This window comes from Rhodovulum kholense, from assembly GCF_003053725.1.
GTDB lineage: Bacteria > Pseudomonadota > Alphaproteobacteria > Rhodobacterales > Rhodobacteraceae > Rhodovulum > Rhodovulum kholense.
Map to the genome: position 1 here is coordinate 214,300 of NZ_QAYC01000002.1, position 16,016 is coordinate 230,315.

13 protein-coding genes are annotated in these 16,016 nt (G+C 64.4%); all 13 read right to left on the reverse strand.

Translation table 11 applies throughout. The annotated features are described in order from the left end of the window. Positions 1-42: 42 nt before the first annotated feature. The 13 genes from C8N38_RS03745 to C8N38_RS03805 all read right to left on the reverse strand — a co-directional run bounded on the left by C8N38_RS03745 (position 43) and on the right by C8N38_RS03805 (position 15,919). A complete protein-coding gene (locus C8N38_RS03745; protein ID WP_108024075.1) occupies positions 43-1,836 on the reverse strand; it encodes a PhoX family protein in 1,794 nt (597 codons plus the stop codon). Between the two features lie 167 nt (positions 1,837-2,003). Then, on the reverse strand, positions 2,004-2,567 hold the full coding sequence (locus C8N38_RS03750) for a chemotaxis protein CheD (RefSeq protein ID WP_108024077.1): 564 nt from the start codon (positions 2,565-2,567) through the stop codon (positions 2,004-2,006). After that, positions 2,564-3,556, reverse strand: coding sequence for a CheB methylesterase domain-containing protein (locus C8N38_RS03755; protein ID WP_108024079.1), 993 nt, complete (start codon positions 3,554-3,556; stop codon positions 2,564-2,566). The genes C8N38_RS03750 and C8N38_RS03755 overlap by 4 nt, the downstream gene beginning before the upstream one ends. Positions 3,557-3,997: 441 nt before the next feature. After that, a complete protein-coding gene (locus tag C8N38_RS03760) occupies positions 3,998-4,345 on the reverse strand; it encodes a hypothetical protein (RefSeq protein WP_108024081.1) in 348 nt (115 codons plus the stop codon). A 17-nt stretch (positions 4,346-4,362) separates the two neighbouring features. Continuing rightward, on the reverse strand, positions 4,363-4,749 hold the full coding sequence (locus tag C8N38_RS03765) for a response regulator (protein ID WP_075787112.1): 387 nt from the start codon (positions 4,747-4,749) through the stop codon (positions 4,363-4,365). 31 nt (positions 4,750-4,780) lie between these two features. After that, the gene (locus C8N38_RS03770; protein WP_108024083.1) at positions 4,781-5,650 is read right to left on the reverse strand and encodes a CheR family methyltransferase; all 870 of its coding nucleotides are present in this window, start codon (positions 5,648-5,650) and stop codon (positions 4,781-4,783) included. Next, positions 5,647-6,114, reverse strand: a complete 468-nt coding sequence (locus C8N38_RS03775) for a chemotaxis protein CheW (protein ID WP_108024085.1) — start codon at positions 6,112-6,114, stop codon at positions 5,647-5,649. The genes C8N38_RS03770 and C8N38_RS03775 overlap by 4 nt, the downstream gene beginning before the upstream one ends. Further along, entirely contained in the window at positions 6,089-8,263 is a 2,175-nt protein-coding gene (locus C8N38_RS03780) for a chemotaxis protein CheA (protein WP_108024088.1), read from the reverse strand. Before C8N38_RS03780 ends, C8N38_RS03775 begins: the two co-directional genes overlap by 26 nt. 3 nt (positions 8,264-8,266) lie before the next feature. Then, a complete protein-coding gene (locus tag C8N38_RS03785) occupies positions 8,267-8,635 on the reverse strand; it encodes a response regulator (protein WP_108024089.1) in 369 nt (122 codons plus the stop codon). Then, a complete protein-coding gene (locus C8N38_RS03790) occupies positions 8,632-8,925 on the reverse strand; it encodes an STAS domain-containing protein (protein ID WP_108024091.1) in 294 nt (97 codons plus the stop codon). Before C8N38_RS03790 ends, C8N38_RS03785 begins: the two co-directional genes overlap by 4 nt. Before the next feature lie 293 nt (positions 8,926-9,218). After that, on the reverse strand, positions 9,219-10,097 hold the full coding sequence (locus C8N38_RS03795) for a transglutaminase family protein (protein ID WP_108024093.1): 879 nt from the start codon (positions 10,095-10,097) through the stop codon (positions 9,219-9,221). A gap of 19 nt (positions 10,098-10,116) precedes the next feature. Next, entirely contained in the window at positions 10,117-12,519 is a 2,403-nt protein-coding gene (locus C8N38_RS03800; protein ID WP_108024095.1) for a circularly permuted type 2 ATP-grasp protein, read from the reverse strand. A 1-nt stretch (position 12,520) separates the two neighbouring features. Continuing rightward, positions 12,521-15,919 carry a transglutaminase family protein gene (locus C8N38_RS03805; RefSeq protein ID WP_108024097.1) on the reverse strand — a complete coding sequence of 1,133 codons (3,399 nt, stop codon included), beginning with the start codon at positions 15,917-15,919 and terminating at the stop codon, positions 12,521-12,523. Positions 15,920-16,016 lie beyond the last annotated feature (97 nt).

Consider the following 16,016-nt stretch of genomic DNA (forward strand, 5'->3'; position numbering starts at 1 on the left):
CCCCGAAGGATGGGCGGGGGACCATGCACCCCGCCCGTCAGGTCACTTGTCCATCGCCGGGAACGGTCCGATATAGCCCACATACGCGCGGGCATCGGCGGCATCGGCCAGCTTGTCCTCATCGGACTCGCCGTAAGGGTGTTGCACCACCGCCATCAGATAGCCGTGCCCCCCGATATTCGGATACCAGTAGGTCGAGGTGGTCTCGGACCCGTAGGGCGTCGAAAAGATGCGGGTCAACGCGCCGTCGCCCAGGTTCATCGCCCAGATCGCGTCGTTCTGGTGACCTTCGCCGGTATCCTCGCCGATGATCAGCGTGTTATAGCCCGGGATGTAGGTGATGTTGTCCGGGTTCGCGATCCCGTTGATATCGCAGGTATTCGCCTCGGCCGCGGCACCGCACATCGCATGGGCGGCATCGCAGTTCGGGTCGGCAGCGGCGGCCTTGGCGGCATCGTCTACCGGCTTGCCGGCAATCAGGCCCTTCATCGAGGTGGCACGGAAGTCGTCGCCGAGGCTCAGCTCATAGACCGCGCCGCAGGCGTTCTTCTTGACGCGGATGTCGTCACGCCCGCCCTTGTCCTGCTTGGCGCCGCCTTCCATGGCCTTGGCGACCTCGGACATCGACAGATAGACCTTGCCGTGATCCGGATCGTAGGCAATGCCTTCCATCTTGCGGAACTCGGTGGTGGCGCCCAGCATCGAGGCATAGCGGCGCGTCTCGAGCCGCGAAGCCACGGCCTCCATCCCGGGTTTCACCTTCAGGCATTCGGCGCGGTCCTCGGCGTTCGAAGACAGGAACCCGTCGGGGCAGCTGCCGTCATCGGCCATCGGCGCGGTCTCGAAGATATCCGAGAATTTCGTATCGGCCTCGATCGCGGCCTGGATGCTGGCGTCGTCGGCATGGCCGAGATCGATCCATTCCAGATCGGCCGCACCCGCGCCGTCGTCCGAGGTCTGCACCCATTTCGCCGCATAAAGCGTGCCGGCCGACAGATCGCCCTCGGTATCGGCCACGAACATGAAGAGGCCGACATTGGTGCCGTCATCCGAGATATAGGCGGTCTTCTGGTCGGGCATCACCTTGGCCAGCTCGACCGCGACGCGGCCCATGGCGAAATGCTTGGCCGCGGTCGCGGTGCCGTCCTCGGTCACGGTGACCTCGGTCGGGAAGCCATAGCGATAGGGCTTGTAGGCCGCCTTGAACTCGTCAAGCGTCATGGTCGCGGGATCGACGCCCTCGTAGCGCACCATCGGGAAATCGTAGTCGTCGATCTGGTCGAGCGCGGTCGCCTCTTCGATCTCGCGCGCGTCGGCGGGATATTCTTCCGAGCCGAGATGGGTTTCCCAGGGCGTCACCGAGCCCGCGCAAGGGACCCAGAGGCCGCCGAATTTCGAGAAGTCCACCGGCTTCGTCGACACGGGCGTCAGATTGCCTTCGGTGTCTTGCGTGAGTTCGCTGACATACATCGCGCCGGGCCGCGATTCGAAATGCGTGACCGAAAAGATCTTGCCGCCGATATGCAGCAGCGAGGTGAAATCGGCATCGACCGAGATATGTTCCGAACCGTCTTCGGATCTCACCACATTTCCGGCGCGATCGGTGAGCGCGGCAAAAACCGTTCCGCCGATCAGATCGCCAGACCGGGCCAGCGTGCTGTAGCCGACGGAGTACTCTTTGCCGTCGATGGTGACATGCTCGGACGCCAGAACCGCGCGCTTGGCGGCATCGTCGGCGGCAAAGGGCACGGGGGCAAAGGCGATCTCGCCGGCATGGGCAAGCATCGGCACGGCGATCAGCGCGCTGGCGGCGAAAAGCTGGCTGCGCAGGGTCATGGAGGTCTCCTGGTCTCGGTTAACTCGGACCCGTACCTGAACCCGTTTTGCGACAGCGATGTGACAGCGGCGGTCCTCCTGCCCAGGTTTCAGCCGGGCCAGAAGGCACCGACGCCAAGACGCGCGGGCCCCAAAACAAGACGGAAGGCTGCGAGACTTTGGAGGACTCAGAACAGAGTGATATCGGTATCCGGCTTCGGCTTGGGCGCAGGAACGCGACGCTCGGGCGGCGCCTCGGTGGGCGGAAGCAGAACGAGACGGGCAGCGCCGGTCACCGGGCGAAAATGCAAGCGCCGCGCTTGCGTGCCGCCCAGGCTTTCGGACACGACCTCAAATCCCTCTCTCCGGATGTAGGACCGTGCGAAATCGACATTCCGCGCCCCGATATCCCGGAAGGCGCTACTGACACGCGCGCCTCCGAACAGCTTCACCTTGAGATCGGAGCGCCGGGCCCCAGCCTTGAGAAGCTCGTTGATAAGCAGTTCCATGGCCATGGCGCCATATTTCAGCTCGGTCGACCCGGATTCGGTATCCCCCGGCAGAAGGAAGTGGTTCATGCCCCCAATGCCGGCATTCATGTCGTAAACACAGGCCGCGACGCAGGAACCCAGGACTGTCGAAAGCACGATGTTCGCATCGCGCGAGACATGATATTCACCCTGGACTACAGCATGGACACGGGAGGGCCAGGCGTCCTTTTCGGATGCCCGAATAGGCGTTCTCTGGGTCATGCCGCGCTCCTCCGACTGCAGTTTTCAAGAACCGCCCGGCCAATGGCGTCAAGCGGCAGCCTTTCGCGGACTCCGCCAAGCTCGAAGGCCGCACGCGGCATCCCGTAGACCAGCGACGTCTTTTCGTCCTGTCCGATGGTGTAGGCACCGGCGCGGTGCAGGGCGAGCATACCCTCGGCACCGTCGCGACCCATTCCCGTCAGAATCGCCGCGCAGACCCGAGAGGCAACCGGGACCGCAGACATGAAGAGCGCATCCACCGAGGGACGGTGCCCCGCCTGAAGCGGCCCCTCTCTCAGGCGGCATCGTAGAGCACCGCTTGCGGCCACCTCCAGGTGATGCGTTTTGCCAGGGGCAAGAAGAACGCGGCCCGGCACCAGCGGTTCTTGGTCTTGGGCCTCGACCACCGTAGCGGCACAATTCCGATCGAGCAACCGCGCCAGCCCCGAACTGAAGGACTCGCTGGTGTGCTGCACAATGAGGGTCGGGGGACAATTCGGCGGAAAGGCCTCAAGGACCTTGACCAGAGCATCTACCCCGCCCGTCGACGCACCGAGGAGGATCAGGCGTCCGTGCTGGAACGACATCGTGGATTCCGCCTGCGGCGCAGGAACATTCCTTGCGGTTCTGCCAAGGTGAACCCGCAGGAGGCACTGCCGCAGGTCCTCGACCGACGCGTCGCTATGGGTCACCGCCACACCCTCACGGATCAGGGAAGACGGCAGGCGCGCGATATTCGCTTCAGTCTCGGCGACGACCACACAGCGGATGCCGAGAGCCTTGAAGAGCATCAGCAGAACTTCGAATTCCGCGAGCCGCGCCAAAGCTTCCGCCACGATCACCGCCTGCGGTGGCCGGCTTTCCGCGATGTGGTAGGTTTCGCTAAGGTTCGAGACGCACGCGCCAAGAGAAACGGCCCGCATCTGCTGAACCGCCGCGGCAAGCCTGTTCCTGGTTTCCGTCCGTTCGTCCGCGATCATTACACGCATGGACCTAATCCTTAACTCATGTTTCCAGAGGTCGACCTAGCGCTGATCAAGACCCGACGCTTTGCCACCTCGGAAACGAAAAGCGCTGCGAGCCTTTACTTTCCTGCGGAACAAGCGGAATTCCACAAAAGCCGCTTTTCGCGGCCAGATAGAGACCGAAAACCGAAACTCGCCAGGCTGGAATGCAGTCGGAAGATCTCGATCATCGACCCAATCCTCATTCTCATCCAAGCAACCTGAAACCGAGTGAAATTTCCGTGCCTGACGCGGGCAGGTTCGACACGCGCCGAATTTTACTCGATTTGCAGTGGCCGGGGCCGAAATCTGTCCGAAGACCTTCGCCCCCGGCCCCACCGAATTTACATCACGACGCTCCCATTTCGCCAACCTTCGCGCGGATGGATTGACATAGCATTACGCTCTCCCACGCAAGCGGGTGTCCTAGAACACATCTATATCTCCACCCGCATGCGGCGCATCGCGTTTTTCGGCTGTCGACATGACAGCGCGCAACTGGTCCAGTCGAAGCTGCTCGATCAGGCTGCCGGGAACCTGCACGTCCTCGGGCATGAGCCTGGCCAATTCCTGACCGAACGGCGCCATATCTTCGAGAATCTGGATGACCAGGTCCACCAACTGCAATTCACTTGCACTTCCCACTCGTGCGGGGTGCGCCGCACGTCTTTCGAGCACCGCCTTTTCGTACCGCCGGAGAAGCTCTGCGGCGTGCAGAAGCTCATGGCCAAACGTGGTCATCACCCGTTGAAGCCCGGGGCCATCTGCAACCATCTGAAGGTCGTGATGCGTCAAAGGCGCCCCACCACCGCTTCGATGGCCTTCTTCATGGTCGCCGTGGTGAAGGGTTTGCGCACCATGTTGTTAAGCCCCAACTGTTGACCCTTCTGGATGAGTTCGGGGGTGGGCGTACCGGTGACCAGGATATAGCCGATCCGCTGTGTGGAGCGATTGCGGCGCAGACCTTCGAGCAACTGCAGCCCGTCCATGCCAGGCATGTTGTAGTCGGCAAGCACGAGATGGACCGGATCCGCCGCCAACCGCGAAAGCGCAGCGCGGCCGCTCGCTTCTGTTGCAACATGGAAAATGCCGAGTTCCTCGAGCGCCTGGGTCACGAGGCCACGACTGACCGTCATGTCGTCGACGACCATGATCCGAAGACTGTCTTTGAGTGACATCCGTTGTTCCTTTCCTAATGCCGCTTCGCAGTTACGAAGCGGAGCGTTTTCTGTAGGCCGTCACCCCGGCCGCCTCGAGCATTGCCGTCGCGGGTCCGGAAACCCGTTCGGAGTGACCGATGAAGAGCATCCCGCCTGGAACGAGCTGTTCCGCAAGTCTGCGCCAAAGCGTCTGTTGTGTTTGGCTATCGAAGTAGATCGCCATATTCCGGCACATTATCACGTCGAAAAGGCCAGACATTGGCCAAGGTCCGTTGATGTTCAGTTGTCGGAAGGACACGAGGGATCGAACGTCCGCGCGCACCCGGAATTCGGCTTTCGCGCTCCCGGATTTCTCGAACACCTGGTTCGCCCATGGCCCGGGCGGGATTTTAGCTTCCTCGTCGCTATAGACCGCCGCCTCAGCCCGTCGCAGGACAAACGGATCGATATCGGTCGCGAGAATCCTGACATTGAGCTTGGGCGCCTCGGGACAAAGAAGGATCACGCTGCCGGAAAGAGAATAAGGTTCGGGCCCAGACGAGCAGCCGGCCGACCAGAGCCGTACCCGTCCACCGGATCGGGCCCGTTCAACAAGCCGCGGCAGAACTTCTGACTGTAGCTGTTCGAAGTGATGCTTTTCCCGGTAGAAGTTCGTGACGTTGGTCGTCAGTGCCGATATGAAGTGATCGCTTTCAGTCTCGAGATTGGCGCGCAGATATTTGTCATAGTCGGTGAAGTCGTCGAGATTCAGCGCGACGATCCGCTTCCCGAGACGGGAATGGATCATTGCTTTCTTCGAAGGCTCAAGATGAAGTCCATATTCGGATTTCGCGAATGCAGCAATGCGCTGAAAATCGCTTTCTCCGAACGCGATTTCGGAGCGGCGCCGCGGCGTCAGGGATGGTGTTGGAGCGTTCATGCCGCATCCGTCAGACCACGGGGCACCAGAATTTCGGGTGCCAGAATACGCGACATCCCTTCCTCGATTGAAATGAGGCCCAGGATGCTGTTGGGAATGTCACCGCCTCCCATAGTTGGCGCCTCGCAAATCTGACTTCCTTCGACCGTGAGGATTTCGGACACAGAATCCACCAGAAGGCCGATCGTCTTTGAGCCGATCGCGACGACGATGATGACATGCCGAGGAGACGCCTCGCATTCGCCGAGCCCCAGGCGCGCCGCAAGATCGATGATCGGAATGACCGCCCCCCGGAGGTTCATCACGCCCAGCACAGCCTCCTCCGCATGCGGGAGCGCCGTGACCGGGGTCCATCTGCGGATTTCCCGGATCTGGGTGATCTCGATGCAGAAGCTCTGTCCTGCGGCCTTGAGAGTGACGAATTCCAGGACGTCGTCATCACCCCATTGTTGCGGTCTGGGCATAGTCCATCTCCTCTCTGGAGGCCATTTCCCTGCCGTAGTGGCCGGCAAGGGACAGGATGGCGTCGGTGTCGATAATCAGAGCGATGCGGCCATCGCCGAGAATGGTTGCGGCGGAAATCCCTTCGATCGCGCCGTAGTTGCCTTCGAGACTTTTGATCACCACCTGCCGCTGGTCCGAGATGTCGTCGACGGCGAGAGCGACCAGGCCGGATTGCTCGGACCGGATCAGGATCAGTATGTTGTCGGAGGTGATTTCCGCTTCTGTCGGGAAGCCGAGGAGCCTGGCCAGATTGACGATGGGCACATAGGTGCCGCGGATCGACAGAAGCCGACCGTCCCGACCGAAGGGAAGGATATCCTTGGGCTTGGGGCGGATCGTTTCCACCACGCTGGAAAGCGGGGCAACCAGAGTCTCGCCGGCGGCATGGATCACCATGCCGTCCATCACCGCCAGCGTAAGGGGAAGGGCAATCGAGAACTTGGTCCCCATCCCCTGGCGGCTGCTGATAGAAATCCGGCCACCGAGCGAGGTGATCGCGGTTTTGACCACATCCATGCCGACGCCACGTCCGGACAGATTGGTTACCTTTTCGGCCGTGGAGAACCCCGCCATGAAGAGCAGGTTGTCGATCTCGGAGTCGGCCATCTTCGCATCGGCCGCGACCATGCCCTGGCTGACAGCTTTCTCGAGGATTCGTTTCCGGTTGAGACCAGCCCCGTCGTCGGAGATCTCGATCAGCACATCACCCGAACAATGCGCGGCCGAAAGCTTGATTGTGCCTTGCGCCGGCTTTCCGGCAGCCGCACGCTTCTCGGGACCCTCGATACCGTGATCGACCGCGTTCCGGATCATGTGGGTCAGCGGTTCGGCGAGGCGTTCGACAAGAGTCTTGTCGATCTCGGTGGCTTCACCCTCGGTGACCAGGGCGACGTCTTTTCCGAGACTGTAGGCCGCCTCGCGGACAATCCGCTGCATGCGCTGGAAGAGCGGTTTGACCGGTTGCGCGCGGATCGCCATCACGCCTTCCTGCAACTCGCGGGCAAGGTATTGATAGTCGTCGAGATCGCTCATGATGTCGGAATTCGACGCCATGCCGGAGGCCACGAGCTTCTGCGTGATGACCGCCTGGTTGATGATAAGTTCGCCCACCGTGTTGATCAGCCGGTCGACCCGTTCCGGGTCGACGCGAAGCGTGGTCTGGGGGATCGACGCGGCGGGCTTTGCCGCCTTGGATTTCTCGGCCGCAGCCGGCTCGGACGTCGAGGACGTCGCGGCGGCCGGTTCTGCCGCAGCTTCTTCAGCTGCGACCTGCGGCATGGAAGGGTTTGAGGGTTCGGCAATGGTCATCGGACTGTCCTCGGTTTCGATCCCAGGAAGGTCGAGCACCGGACCGGCCGATCCGCCGGAGACCTGTTCGATCTCGCAGATGTCATCGAGGAAGACGAAGGCGTCGCGGATGCTGACCTCTGTCATCGAGCCGGTAAGCGTCAGTTCCCAGGACAGGTAGCAGCGGTTCGGGTCGAACTCGTCCGACACAGGCAACGCGGAGGCGTCGCAAGAGACATCGAGCTGTCCGAGGCCGACCAGTTCGGCGAACAGCAGGAAGGGATCGTGGCCATTCCGGAAAAGATCCGCGATCGCGGGCACGCGGATCTTGTACACATCTTCCGCGTCCTCGCCCGGTTCGTCAAACGACAGTGGCATGAAGGAGACGGCCGTGAATTCGAAGGCTTCGTCAGGCTCGGGCGCCCCCGGCCCGTCTTCTTCGGACCCGGAAAGGCCGACCAGCAGGTCGATCAGTTCGGCCATCTGCGACGGTTCCTCGTCGCTTTCGGCCTGGGCCAGTTCGACCAGTTCGGCCAGCATGTCGCCCGAGCGCAGGATCGTCTGCAGGGCATCGGGGTCGAGCACCAGCGAGCCCGAGCGCAGACGGTCGAGAACGGTCTCGAACCGGTGTGCGAATTTCACAAGCGTGTCGAGCGCGAAGGCACCCGCCGCCCCTTTGATCGAATGGACAGCCCGGAAGATGGCGTGAACCGTCTCCTCGGTGGCGGTGCCTGCTTCCAGCTCGCCGGTGCCTTCCGAGAGCTGGTCCAGCAGGTCTTCGCACTCGGCGAAGAATGTGGCTTTAAGATCGTCGCGCGACATGGCTCAGCGCGCCCCCGTGACGCGGCGGATCACGCTGATCAGGCCTTCGTCCTGGAACGGCTTGACGATCCAGCCGGTCGCACCGGCGGCGCGGGCGCGTTCCTTCATCGCGGCACCGCTTTCGGTTGTCAGCACCAGAATCGGCACACGGGCGTTGGTGCCGCCGCCGCGGATGTGCTCGATCACGCCGAACCCGTCCATCTTGGGCATGTTGATATCGGTGATGACCGCGTCGTAGCGGTCCTTCACGAACTCGTCGACACCGGCCTGCCCGTCATTCGCCGTGGTGACAGCGAAGCCCGCCGAACTCAGCGTCTCCCGTACCATCTCGCGGATCGTGAGCGAGTCGTCGATGGCAAGGATATTGATCATTGCTGGACCTCCGCTGTGCCAAGGATCAAGTCATGCAGGCCGAGAAGGCTCAGTCCTTCGGAAAAGGCCGGCGAGGCGTCGGCGACCGAGAAGGTCCCGCCACCGGATTCGACATGTCGTCTGAGAAAAAGAAGAAGCTGGGCCGAAAGCGCGCTCTGGGCCGGGGCCTCGGCCGCCTGAACCCGGATTTCCTTCGGGGCCGCCTCAAGGACGGATTTCACGACACCACCGGCATCTTCGGACCAGGCCGGGTCGGTGATGTCGAGGTCATACTGGCATTCGGGTTCCATTCCGATCCCTCGAGTTCCTGCAACGTACGCTCTGCTCAAGATTGAATAACCCTGCGGAGCCTAAGAAGTGGTGAATGGCAGACGTCAGGATTGAGTGGCCTGTCGTCGCGAACGCCCTGCCGTCGGCTCGGGCCGACAGACAGGCGGCACTGGCCGGATTTCTTCCGGAGCGCGTCGACGCCCGCGTATGGCGAGTAGAATCGTCGAAAATTGGCCGTAACGGCGGCGGGTTTGGGCAAGGCTTCGGGCGACGGGTCGCGACGAACCCGGAGTCGGTCCCGTCTGGTCCCGGATCAGAGCGGGATCACATCCACCCGGTGTTCGGTGCGGTGCGACCCCGAGGTGCGCGACGAGCCCTTGACCGGCGCCACATCGGCATAATCGCGCCCGACCGCGATTGCGATGTGATCGGCGCCGACGAGCATGTCGTTGGTCGGATCGATCTCGACCCAGCCGGTCTCCATCCCGCACCAGGCACGCACCCAGGCATGCATCGCATCGGCCCCTTCCAGACGCGGCTGACCGGGTGGCGGCACGGTCCGGAGAAACCCGCTGACATAGCCTGCGGGAATGCCGACGGAACGCAGCGCCGCGATGGTGACCTGACTGATGTCCTGACAGACGCCACGCCGGTTCTGGAACGCCTCGATCGGCGTGGTCGAGACCTCGGTCGCCCCCGGATCGAAGTCGAACCGGTCATGAATCGCATGGGATACCGCCTGCAGGGCCGCCATGACCGACATGCCGGGCGCGGTCACCTCTTCGGCGAAGGCGGCGATTTCGGGCTCATGCCGGATGCGTTCGGACTCGCCCAGAAAGTGATGAGGCGACATCGGGGTGATGCTCTGGATCCCCTGTATCTCGGCCCGAAGCGCCGCCAGCCCGCAAGAGAGATCCAGCGTCGTGCCGCGTGGAATGCGCCGAACCCGGCCCGAAAAGCGGAACAGGAACTCGGTCTTGCCCGCGTCATGGGCAATCTCGGTCGTGGCATTGCCGAAGAAATCGACCCCGTCGCGGCGGAAATCCGGAACCGGGTCGGTCGAGACCTGCCCCGTGATCAGCGTCTGCTCGCCATTGGTCAGCGGCAGCATGCGCAAGAGCGTCCGCGTCGAGGCGGCCGGGCTGTCGTAGAGATAGCCGATTTCGAGGCGGATGTCGTATTCGATCGACACGCGGGGGCCCTCCCGGAGCTCAGCTCAGATAGCGCTGGGTCAGCAGCGTCGAGATTTCGCGGATTTCGCCCTGCAGCCCGAAAAGCCGTTCGGTTGTAATATCTTCGGGCACCGCCACCGACAGTTCGGTATGCAGAAGCAGGATCGCGCGGGCGAGGTCGGACATCGGATCGGCGGCAGCATTCTGCGTCAGCAGCCGGTCCTGGTCGCGCAGCATGTCGATCTGGAAGAAGATCGACCGCGGATTGCCCACGTCGAGTGCCAGAAGGTCGATCACGCTGCTGCGGCTGGTATGCACGGAATACCGGCGGCGATGGGTCATCACGCTGTCGCCGACCTCGATCGCCACGTCGAATCCGCCGCCGGGCTGGGCGGGATCGGCGAAGGCCGCCAAAAGCGAAATGGTCTGGTCGGCCCGCTCCAGCGCGCGCCCCATGGTCAGGAACCGCCAGCCGGACGAGCGGTACATGTTCTCATGCACGAGCCCCGAGAACCCGGCCAGCTTGCGCAACAGTTCTCCCATCGCCTTGACCGCCTGATCGCCCGGATGCACCCGGCTGAAATGCCCCCGCGCGGTGAAGGCCAGATCGGTCAGCGCTTGCCAGCCATCGGTCGAAAACCGGTCGCGGACCTTCCCGGCGCAGCCCTGGGCGGCATCGAAAAGCTCCAGCACCACGGCAGGCACCGGTTCGTCGATATCGACGCCGAATCCTTCGATGAAAGCGCCCAGACGTGCCACCAGCGGCAGAGACGGGTCGCCGCTTTCCGACAGCCGCAGGTGATAGGCGCGCAGTTCGCGCACCCGCGCCTCGGCCCGTTCGACATAGCGCCCGAGCCAGAAAAGGTTGTCGGCGGCACGGCTTGGCAGCAGCCCAGGCCCGCGCCGGATGAACGGCCCCTCGGGCTCGCCGGTCAGCGTTTCGGGCTCGACCGGTCGGTCTCCGACCACCCAGACATCGGCGACCGAGCCGCCGTTCTTCATCGACAGCGCGGTCGGATCTCCCGACCGCCCGATCCTTGCATAGCCGCCGGGCATCACTGTCCAGCCCCGCGGCGTGCGGGTGGCGAAGACCCGGATCAGCGCCGGCCGCGGCAGAAGCTGGCCGTCGATCATCGCGGGCGTGGTCGACAGCGTCACCGCCTCCTGCCCCACCAGATTGGGGCCGTCGCGGTCCAGCCATTCGCCGATCGGGTGCCGCGCGGTCCCGCGGAAATCGCCGCCAAGCGCGGTCAGGGCATCGACCTCGAAGGGCAGGTCCGACGACAGCGCCCGGCCGATCATCATCCGGTGCAAGTTCTCGTAGACATAGTCCCTTTCCAGATCCTGCCCGCACCACCAGGTGGCGATGTTGGGCAGCTTCAGCGGCTCGCCCATCAGTTTTTCGCAGATCCTCGGCAGGAAGGCCATCAGCGCCCGGGCCTCCAGCACGCCCGAGCCCAGACAGTTCAGCATGGTGACATCCTGCGCGCGCAGCGCCGCCACCATGCCCGGCGTGCCCAGCGCCGAGTTCTCGTCGAGTTCCAGCGGGTCGGCAAAGCGCGAATCGAGCCGCCGCCACAACACGCTGACCGGCTGCGGGCCATGGATCGTGCGCACCATCAGCCGCCCGCGCTCGACCTTCAGATCCTCGCATTCCAGCAACAGCAAGCCCAGATAACGCGCGATATAGGCATGTTCGAAATAGGTGTCGGAATGATGTCCGGGCGTCAGGATCGCGACCTTGCCATCCCCGCCCGCATTCAGCGCGGTCATCGCGCCGCGATGGGCGCGGAAGAACCCGGCCAGCCGTTCGACATTGGACGTGGGGAAGAGGTCCTGGAACACCCGGCTGGTCGCCATCCGGTTTTCCAGCGCGAAGCCCGAACCCGAGGGCGCCTGGGTGCGGTCGCCCAGCACCAGCCAGGACCCGTCCGGCGACCGCCCGACCTCGAAGGCCAGGAAATGCAGGAAATGCCCCGAGCGCGGCCGGATCCCCACCATCGGGCGCAGCCATTCGGGATTGCGCGCGATCAGCTCGGCCGGCAAGAGCCCGTTCGCCACCAGATCGCCCATCCCGTAGAGATCGGCCATCACCTTTTCCAGAAGCTCGGCCCGCTGCACGATGCCCTCGGCCAGCTCGCGCCATTCCTCCTCGGCGATGACCACCGGCACATGCGACAGCGGCCAGTCGCGCAGCGCTGACCCGCTCTGGGTGTGCTGTCGGTAATAGACGCCCGCGTCATGCAGGTACTGATCGCCCCGCGCGAAACGCTCGGCCATCTCTTCGGGGCTTTGCCGCGCCAGAAGGTCGATCAGCGGCTGCCAGACCGGGCGCAGGCTGCCGTCGGGGCGCAGCAACTCGTCGGCCACGCCGCTGGGCGGGCTGTAGCCCTGCAAAAGCGCATGAACCGGATCCTCGGCGATGTCGTCGGGCGAAGTCATATCATATCCCGGGTGGGCGGCGCAGATCGAGGGTCATCGGAAATTCGGGATGCGGGACCTCGAGCGGGGGCCGGTAGGCGCCGGCATGATGCCCCATCTTCTCGAACCGCGCGAGCCGTCGTGCCTCGGCCTCGTTGGCATTGACCGGGAAGGTCTCGTAGTTGCGCCCGCCCGGATGGGCCACGTGATAGGTGCAGCCGCCCAGCGCCCGGCCCGACCAGGTGTCGTAGATGTCGAAGGTCAGCGGCGCGTTGACCGGCAGCACCGGGTGCAGCGCCTCGGCCGGTTGCCAGGCCTTGAAGCGCACGCCCCCGACCCGCACACCACTGGTCCCGGTCTCGGTCAGGGGCACGGTGCGGCTGTTGCAGGTGACCGCATAGCGGCCCGGATTCAGCGTGGTCAGCTTGACCTGCATCCGCTCGACCGAGCTGTCGGTATAGCGCACCGTGCCGCCGATGGCGCCGCGTTCGCCCAGAACATGCCACGGCTCCAGCGCCTGACGCAGTTCCAGATGCACGCCCTCGTACTCGACCTCGCCGCAGAACGGAAAGCGGAACTCGGCCTGGGCCTCGTACCAGTCGGGGCGGAAGGCAAAGCCATGGTCCTGCAGGTCGCGCAAAACGTCCATGAAATCGGTCCAGACGAAATGCGGCAGCATGAAACGGTCATGCAGCGCGGTGCCCCAGCGCACCGGATTGCCCTTGACGGGATCGGCCCAGAGCCGCGACAGGATCGCCCGGATCAGCACCTGCTGGGCAAGGCTCATGCGCGCGTCGGGCGGCATCTCGAAGCCGCGGAATTCCACCAGCCCCAGCCGTCCGGTCGGCCCGTCGGGCGAGAAAAGCTTGTCGATGCAGATCTCGGAGCGGTGGGTGTTGCCTGTCACGTCGATCAGGATGTTGCGCAGCAGCCGGTCCACCAGCCAGGGCGGCGGCGCGGCGCCTTCGCCCGGATCGGGAAACTGGCTCAGCGCGATTTCCAGCTCGTAAAGGCTGTCATGGCGGGCCTCGTCGATCCGGGGCGCCTGACTGGTCGGACCGATGAAAAGCCCCGAAAAGAGGTAGGACAGGCTGGGATGCCGCTGCCAGTAGAGGATCAGCGAACGCATCAGATCGGGCCGCCTGAGGAAGGGCGACTCCATCGGCGTGGCGCCGCCCACGACGACGTGGTTGCCGCCGCCCGTGCCGCAATGCTTGCCGTCGATCATGAACTTGTCGGCGCCCAGCCGGGTCTGCCGCGCCTCTTCATAGACCCCGAAGGTGATGTCCTTGCAGTCCTCCCAGCTTTGCGCGGGATGGACGTTGACCTCAAGCACGCCCGGATCGGGCGCGACCCGGATCACGTTCAGCCGGGAATCGTGGGGCGGCGTGTAGCCCTCGACATGGATCGGCAGGCCCAGCGCCTCGGCGGTCTCTTCGGCGGCAGACAGCAGGTCGAGATAATCCTCGAGCCGCTCGACTGGCGGCATGAAGAGGCAAAGCCGCCCGTCACGCGGCTCGACCGCGATGGCGGTGCGCACCGCGCTGCCCGCCGGATCGACGCCCTGTTCCATCACCCGCTGGCGCGGCCCCGCGTCTTTCGGCTCGGACACCGGCTGCGACCGCCCCGGCGTGGTCTCGGGCATCTCGCGCGCCTCGTCCTCGGCGGCGATGCGTTCGAATTCCTCCATCAGCGCGCGGCGGCGATCCTCGCGGGCGGCGTGGAAATCGGGCAGCGGCCCGACCGCGACCGAGGTATCGGCCGGGTAGACATAAGGGTAGGCCGAGGGCGGCACGAAGGGCAGCGCCCCCAGCGGCAGGCGAAAGCCCACGGGGCTGTCGCCGGGCACGAGGAACAGATGCCCGCGACGGGTCTTCCAGTGTTCCGACCGCCAGCGCGCCCCGGCCGCCTTCGACTGCCAGCGCTGAACCGGCAGGATGAAGCCCGCGGGCCTGTCGAGCCCGCGATTGAAGACCCGCGCGATACGGGCGCGCGTCTCGGGGTCTTTCAGCTTGGAATCCTCGGGCGTGACATTGACCGGCAGGTCGGCCTCCTTGAGGATCCATTCCACCGGGTCCTCATAGGCGGCATGGACATAGTCCGCGCCCACGCCGATGGCATCGGCAAAGCCCGACAGGAACCGGTCGGCATCCTCGGCGGTCGCCCCGGTCTGCCCCTCTTCGGCGATCAATTCGGGGTTCTTCCAGACAGGCCGCCCGTCGCGGCGCCAGTACAGCGAGAAGGTCCAGCGCGGCAGGGTCTCGCCCGGATACCACTTGCCCTGGCCGTAATGCAGAAATCCCCCGGGCGCGAAGCGGTCCCGCAGCCGCCGGATCAACCGGTCCGCAAGCCCACGCTTCATCGGGCCGACGGCGCCGGTGTTCCATTCGTCGGCCTCGAAATCGTCGATCGAGACGAAGGTCGGCTCGCCGCCCATGGTCAGCCGCATGTCCTGCGCCGCGATCTGCGCATCGACCTTGTGGCCGAGCGCATCCAGAGCCGACCAGGCCTCTTCGGGGAAGGGCTTGGTGATGCGGGGATGCTCGGCGGTGCGGTGCACCTCCATATGGAAGTGGAAATCGACCTCGGCCGGGCTGGCCATGCCGCTGATCGGCGCGGCGTTGCGATAGTGCGGGGTCGCGGCCAGCGGGATGTGGCTTTCGCCGGTCAGCAGCCCGCTGGTCGGGTCGAGCCCGATCCAGCCCGCGCCGGGCAGGAACACCTCGCACCAGGCGTGCAGGTCGGTAAAGTCGTGATCGGTGCCCGCAGGCCCATCGAGCGCCACCAGATCGGGTTTCAGCTGGATCAGGTAGCCCGAGACGAAGCGCGCGGCAAAGCCCAGATGGCGCAGCACCTGCACCAGAAGCCAGCTTGTGTCGCGGCAGGACCCCGAATGCAGCCGCAGAGTGTCATCGGGGGTCTGCACCCCGGGCTCCATCCGGATCAGGTAGTCGATCTCGCGTTCGAGCCGGGCGTTCAGCCCGACCAGGAAATCGACCGTGCGGGTCGCATCGCGCGGGATCGTCGCGAGGAAGGCCGCCAGGGCCTCGCCCGCGGGCTCGGGTCGGCGGTAGATCGACAGATCTTCGGTCAGCTCGGCCGGATAGTCGAAGGGCCAGTTTTCGGCGGTCTCGTCGACGAAGAAGTCGAACGGGTTGTAGACCGTCATGTCGGCGACCAGATCGACCTCGATCTTCAGCTCGCGCACCGGCTCGGGAAAGACGAAGCGCGACAGCCAGTTGCCGTAAGGATCCTGCTGGTGGTTCACGAAATGCCCGCCGGGCGAGACCTTCAGCGAATGCGAGATGACCCGGGTCCGGCTGTGCGGCGCGGGGCGCAGGCGGATCACCTGCGGGCCGAGGCTGACAGGGCGGTCATAGCGGTAATGGGTCAGGTGCCGGATGGTCGCGGTGATCGCCATGAAGGATCCAAACGTTAACGGTACTGTCCGGCAGCAAAGACGGTTTTATCCGTCCTGTAAACACAGGCGCTCGCCCCGGGGGTCTCGGGGGACCGCC

Excerpts from the sequence above, each read along its gene's own strand:
- C8N38_RS03790 (WP_108024091.1), bottom strand. The coding sequence starts at position 8,925 with ATGGAACCCGAATGCCAGTATGACCTCGACATCACCGACCCGGCCTGG.
- C8N38_RS03755 (WP_108024079.1), bottom strand. The coding sequence starts at position 3,556 with ATGCGTGTAATGATCGCGGACGAACGGACGGAAACCAGGAACAGGCTT.
- C8N38_RS03780 (WP_108024088.1), bottom strand. The coding sequence starts at position 8,263 with ATGTCGCGCGACGATCTTAAAGCCACATTCTTCGCCGAGTGCGAAGAC.
- C8N38_RS03775 (WP_108024085.1), bottom strand. The coding sequence starts at position 6,114 with ATGCCCAGACCGCAACAATGGGGTGATGACGACGTCCTGGAATTCGTC.
- C8N38_RS03760 (WP_108024081.1), bottom strand. The coding sequence starts at position 4,345 with ATGGTTGCAGATGGCCCCGGGCTTCAACGGGTGATGACCACGTTTGGC.
- C8N38_RS03785 (WP_108024089.1), bottom strand. The coding sequence starts at position 8,635 with ATGATCAATATCCTTGCCATCGACGACTCGCTCACGATCCGCGAGATG.
- C8N38_RS03745 (WP_108024075.1), bottom strand. The coding sequence starts at position 1,836 with ATGACCCTGCGCAGCCAGCTTTTCGCCGCCAGCGCGCTGATCGCCGTG.
- C8N38_RS03770 (WP_108024083.1), bottom strand. The coding sequence starts at position 5,650 with ATGAACGCTCCAACACCATCCCTGACGCCGCGGCGCCGCTCCGAAATC.
- C8N38_RS03765 (WP_075787112.1), bottom strand. The coding sequence starts at position 4,749 with ATGTCACTCAAAGACAGTCTTCGGATCATGGTCGTCGACGACATGACG.
- C8N38_RS03805 (WP_108024097.1), bottom strand. The coding sequence starts at position 15,919 with ATGGCGATCACCGCGACCATCCGGCACCTGACCCATTACCGCTATGAC.
- C8N38_RS03750 (WP_108024077.1), bottom strand. The coding sequence starts at position 2,567 with ATGACCCAGAGAACGCCTATTCGGGCATCCGAAAAGGACGCCTGGCCC.
- C8N38_RS03800 (WP_108024095.1), bottom strand. The coding sequence starts at position 12,519 with ATGACTTCGCCCGACGACATCGCCGAGGATCCGGTTCATGCGCTTTTG.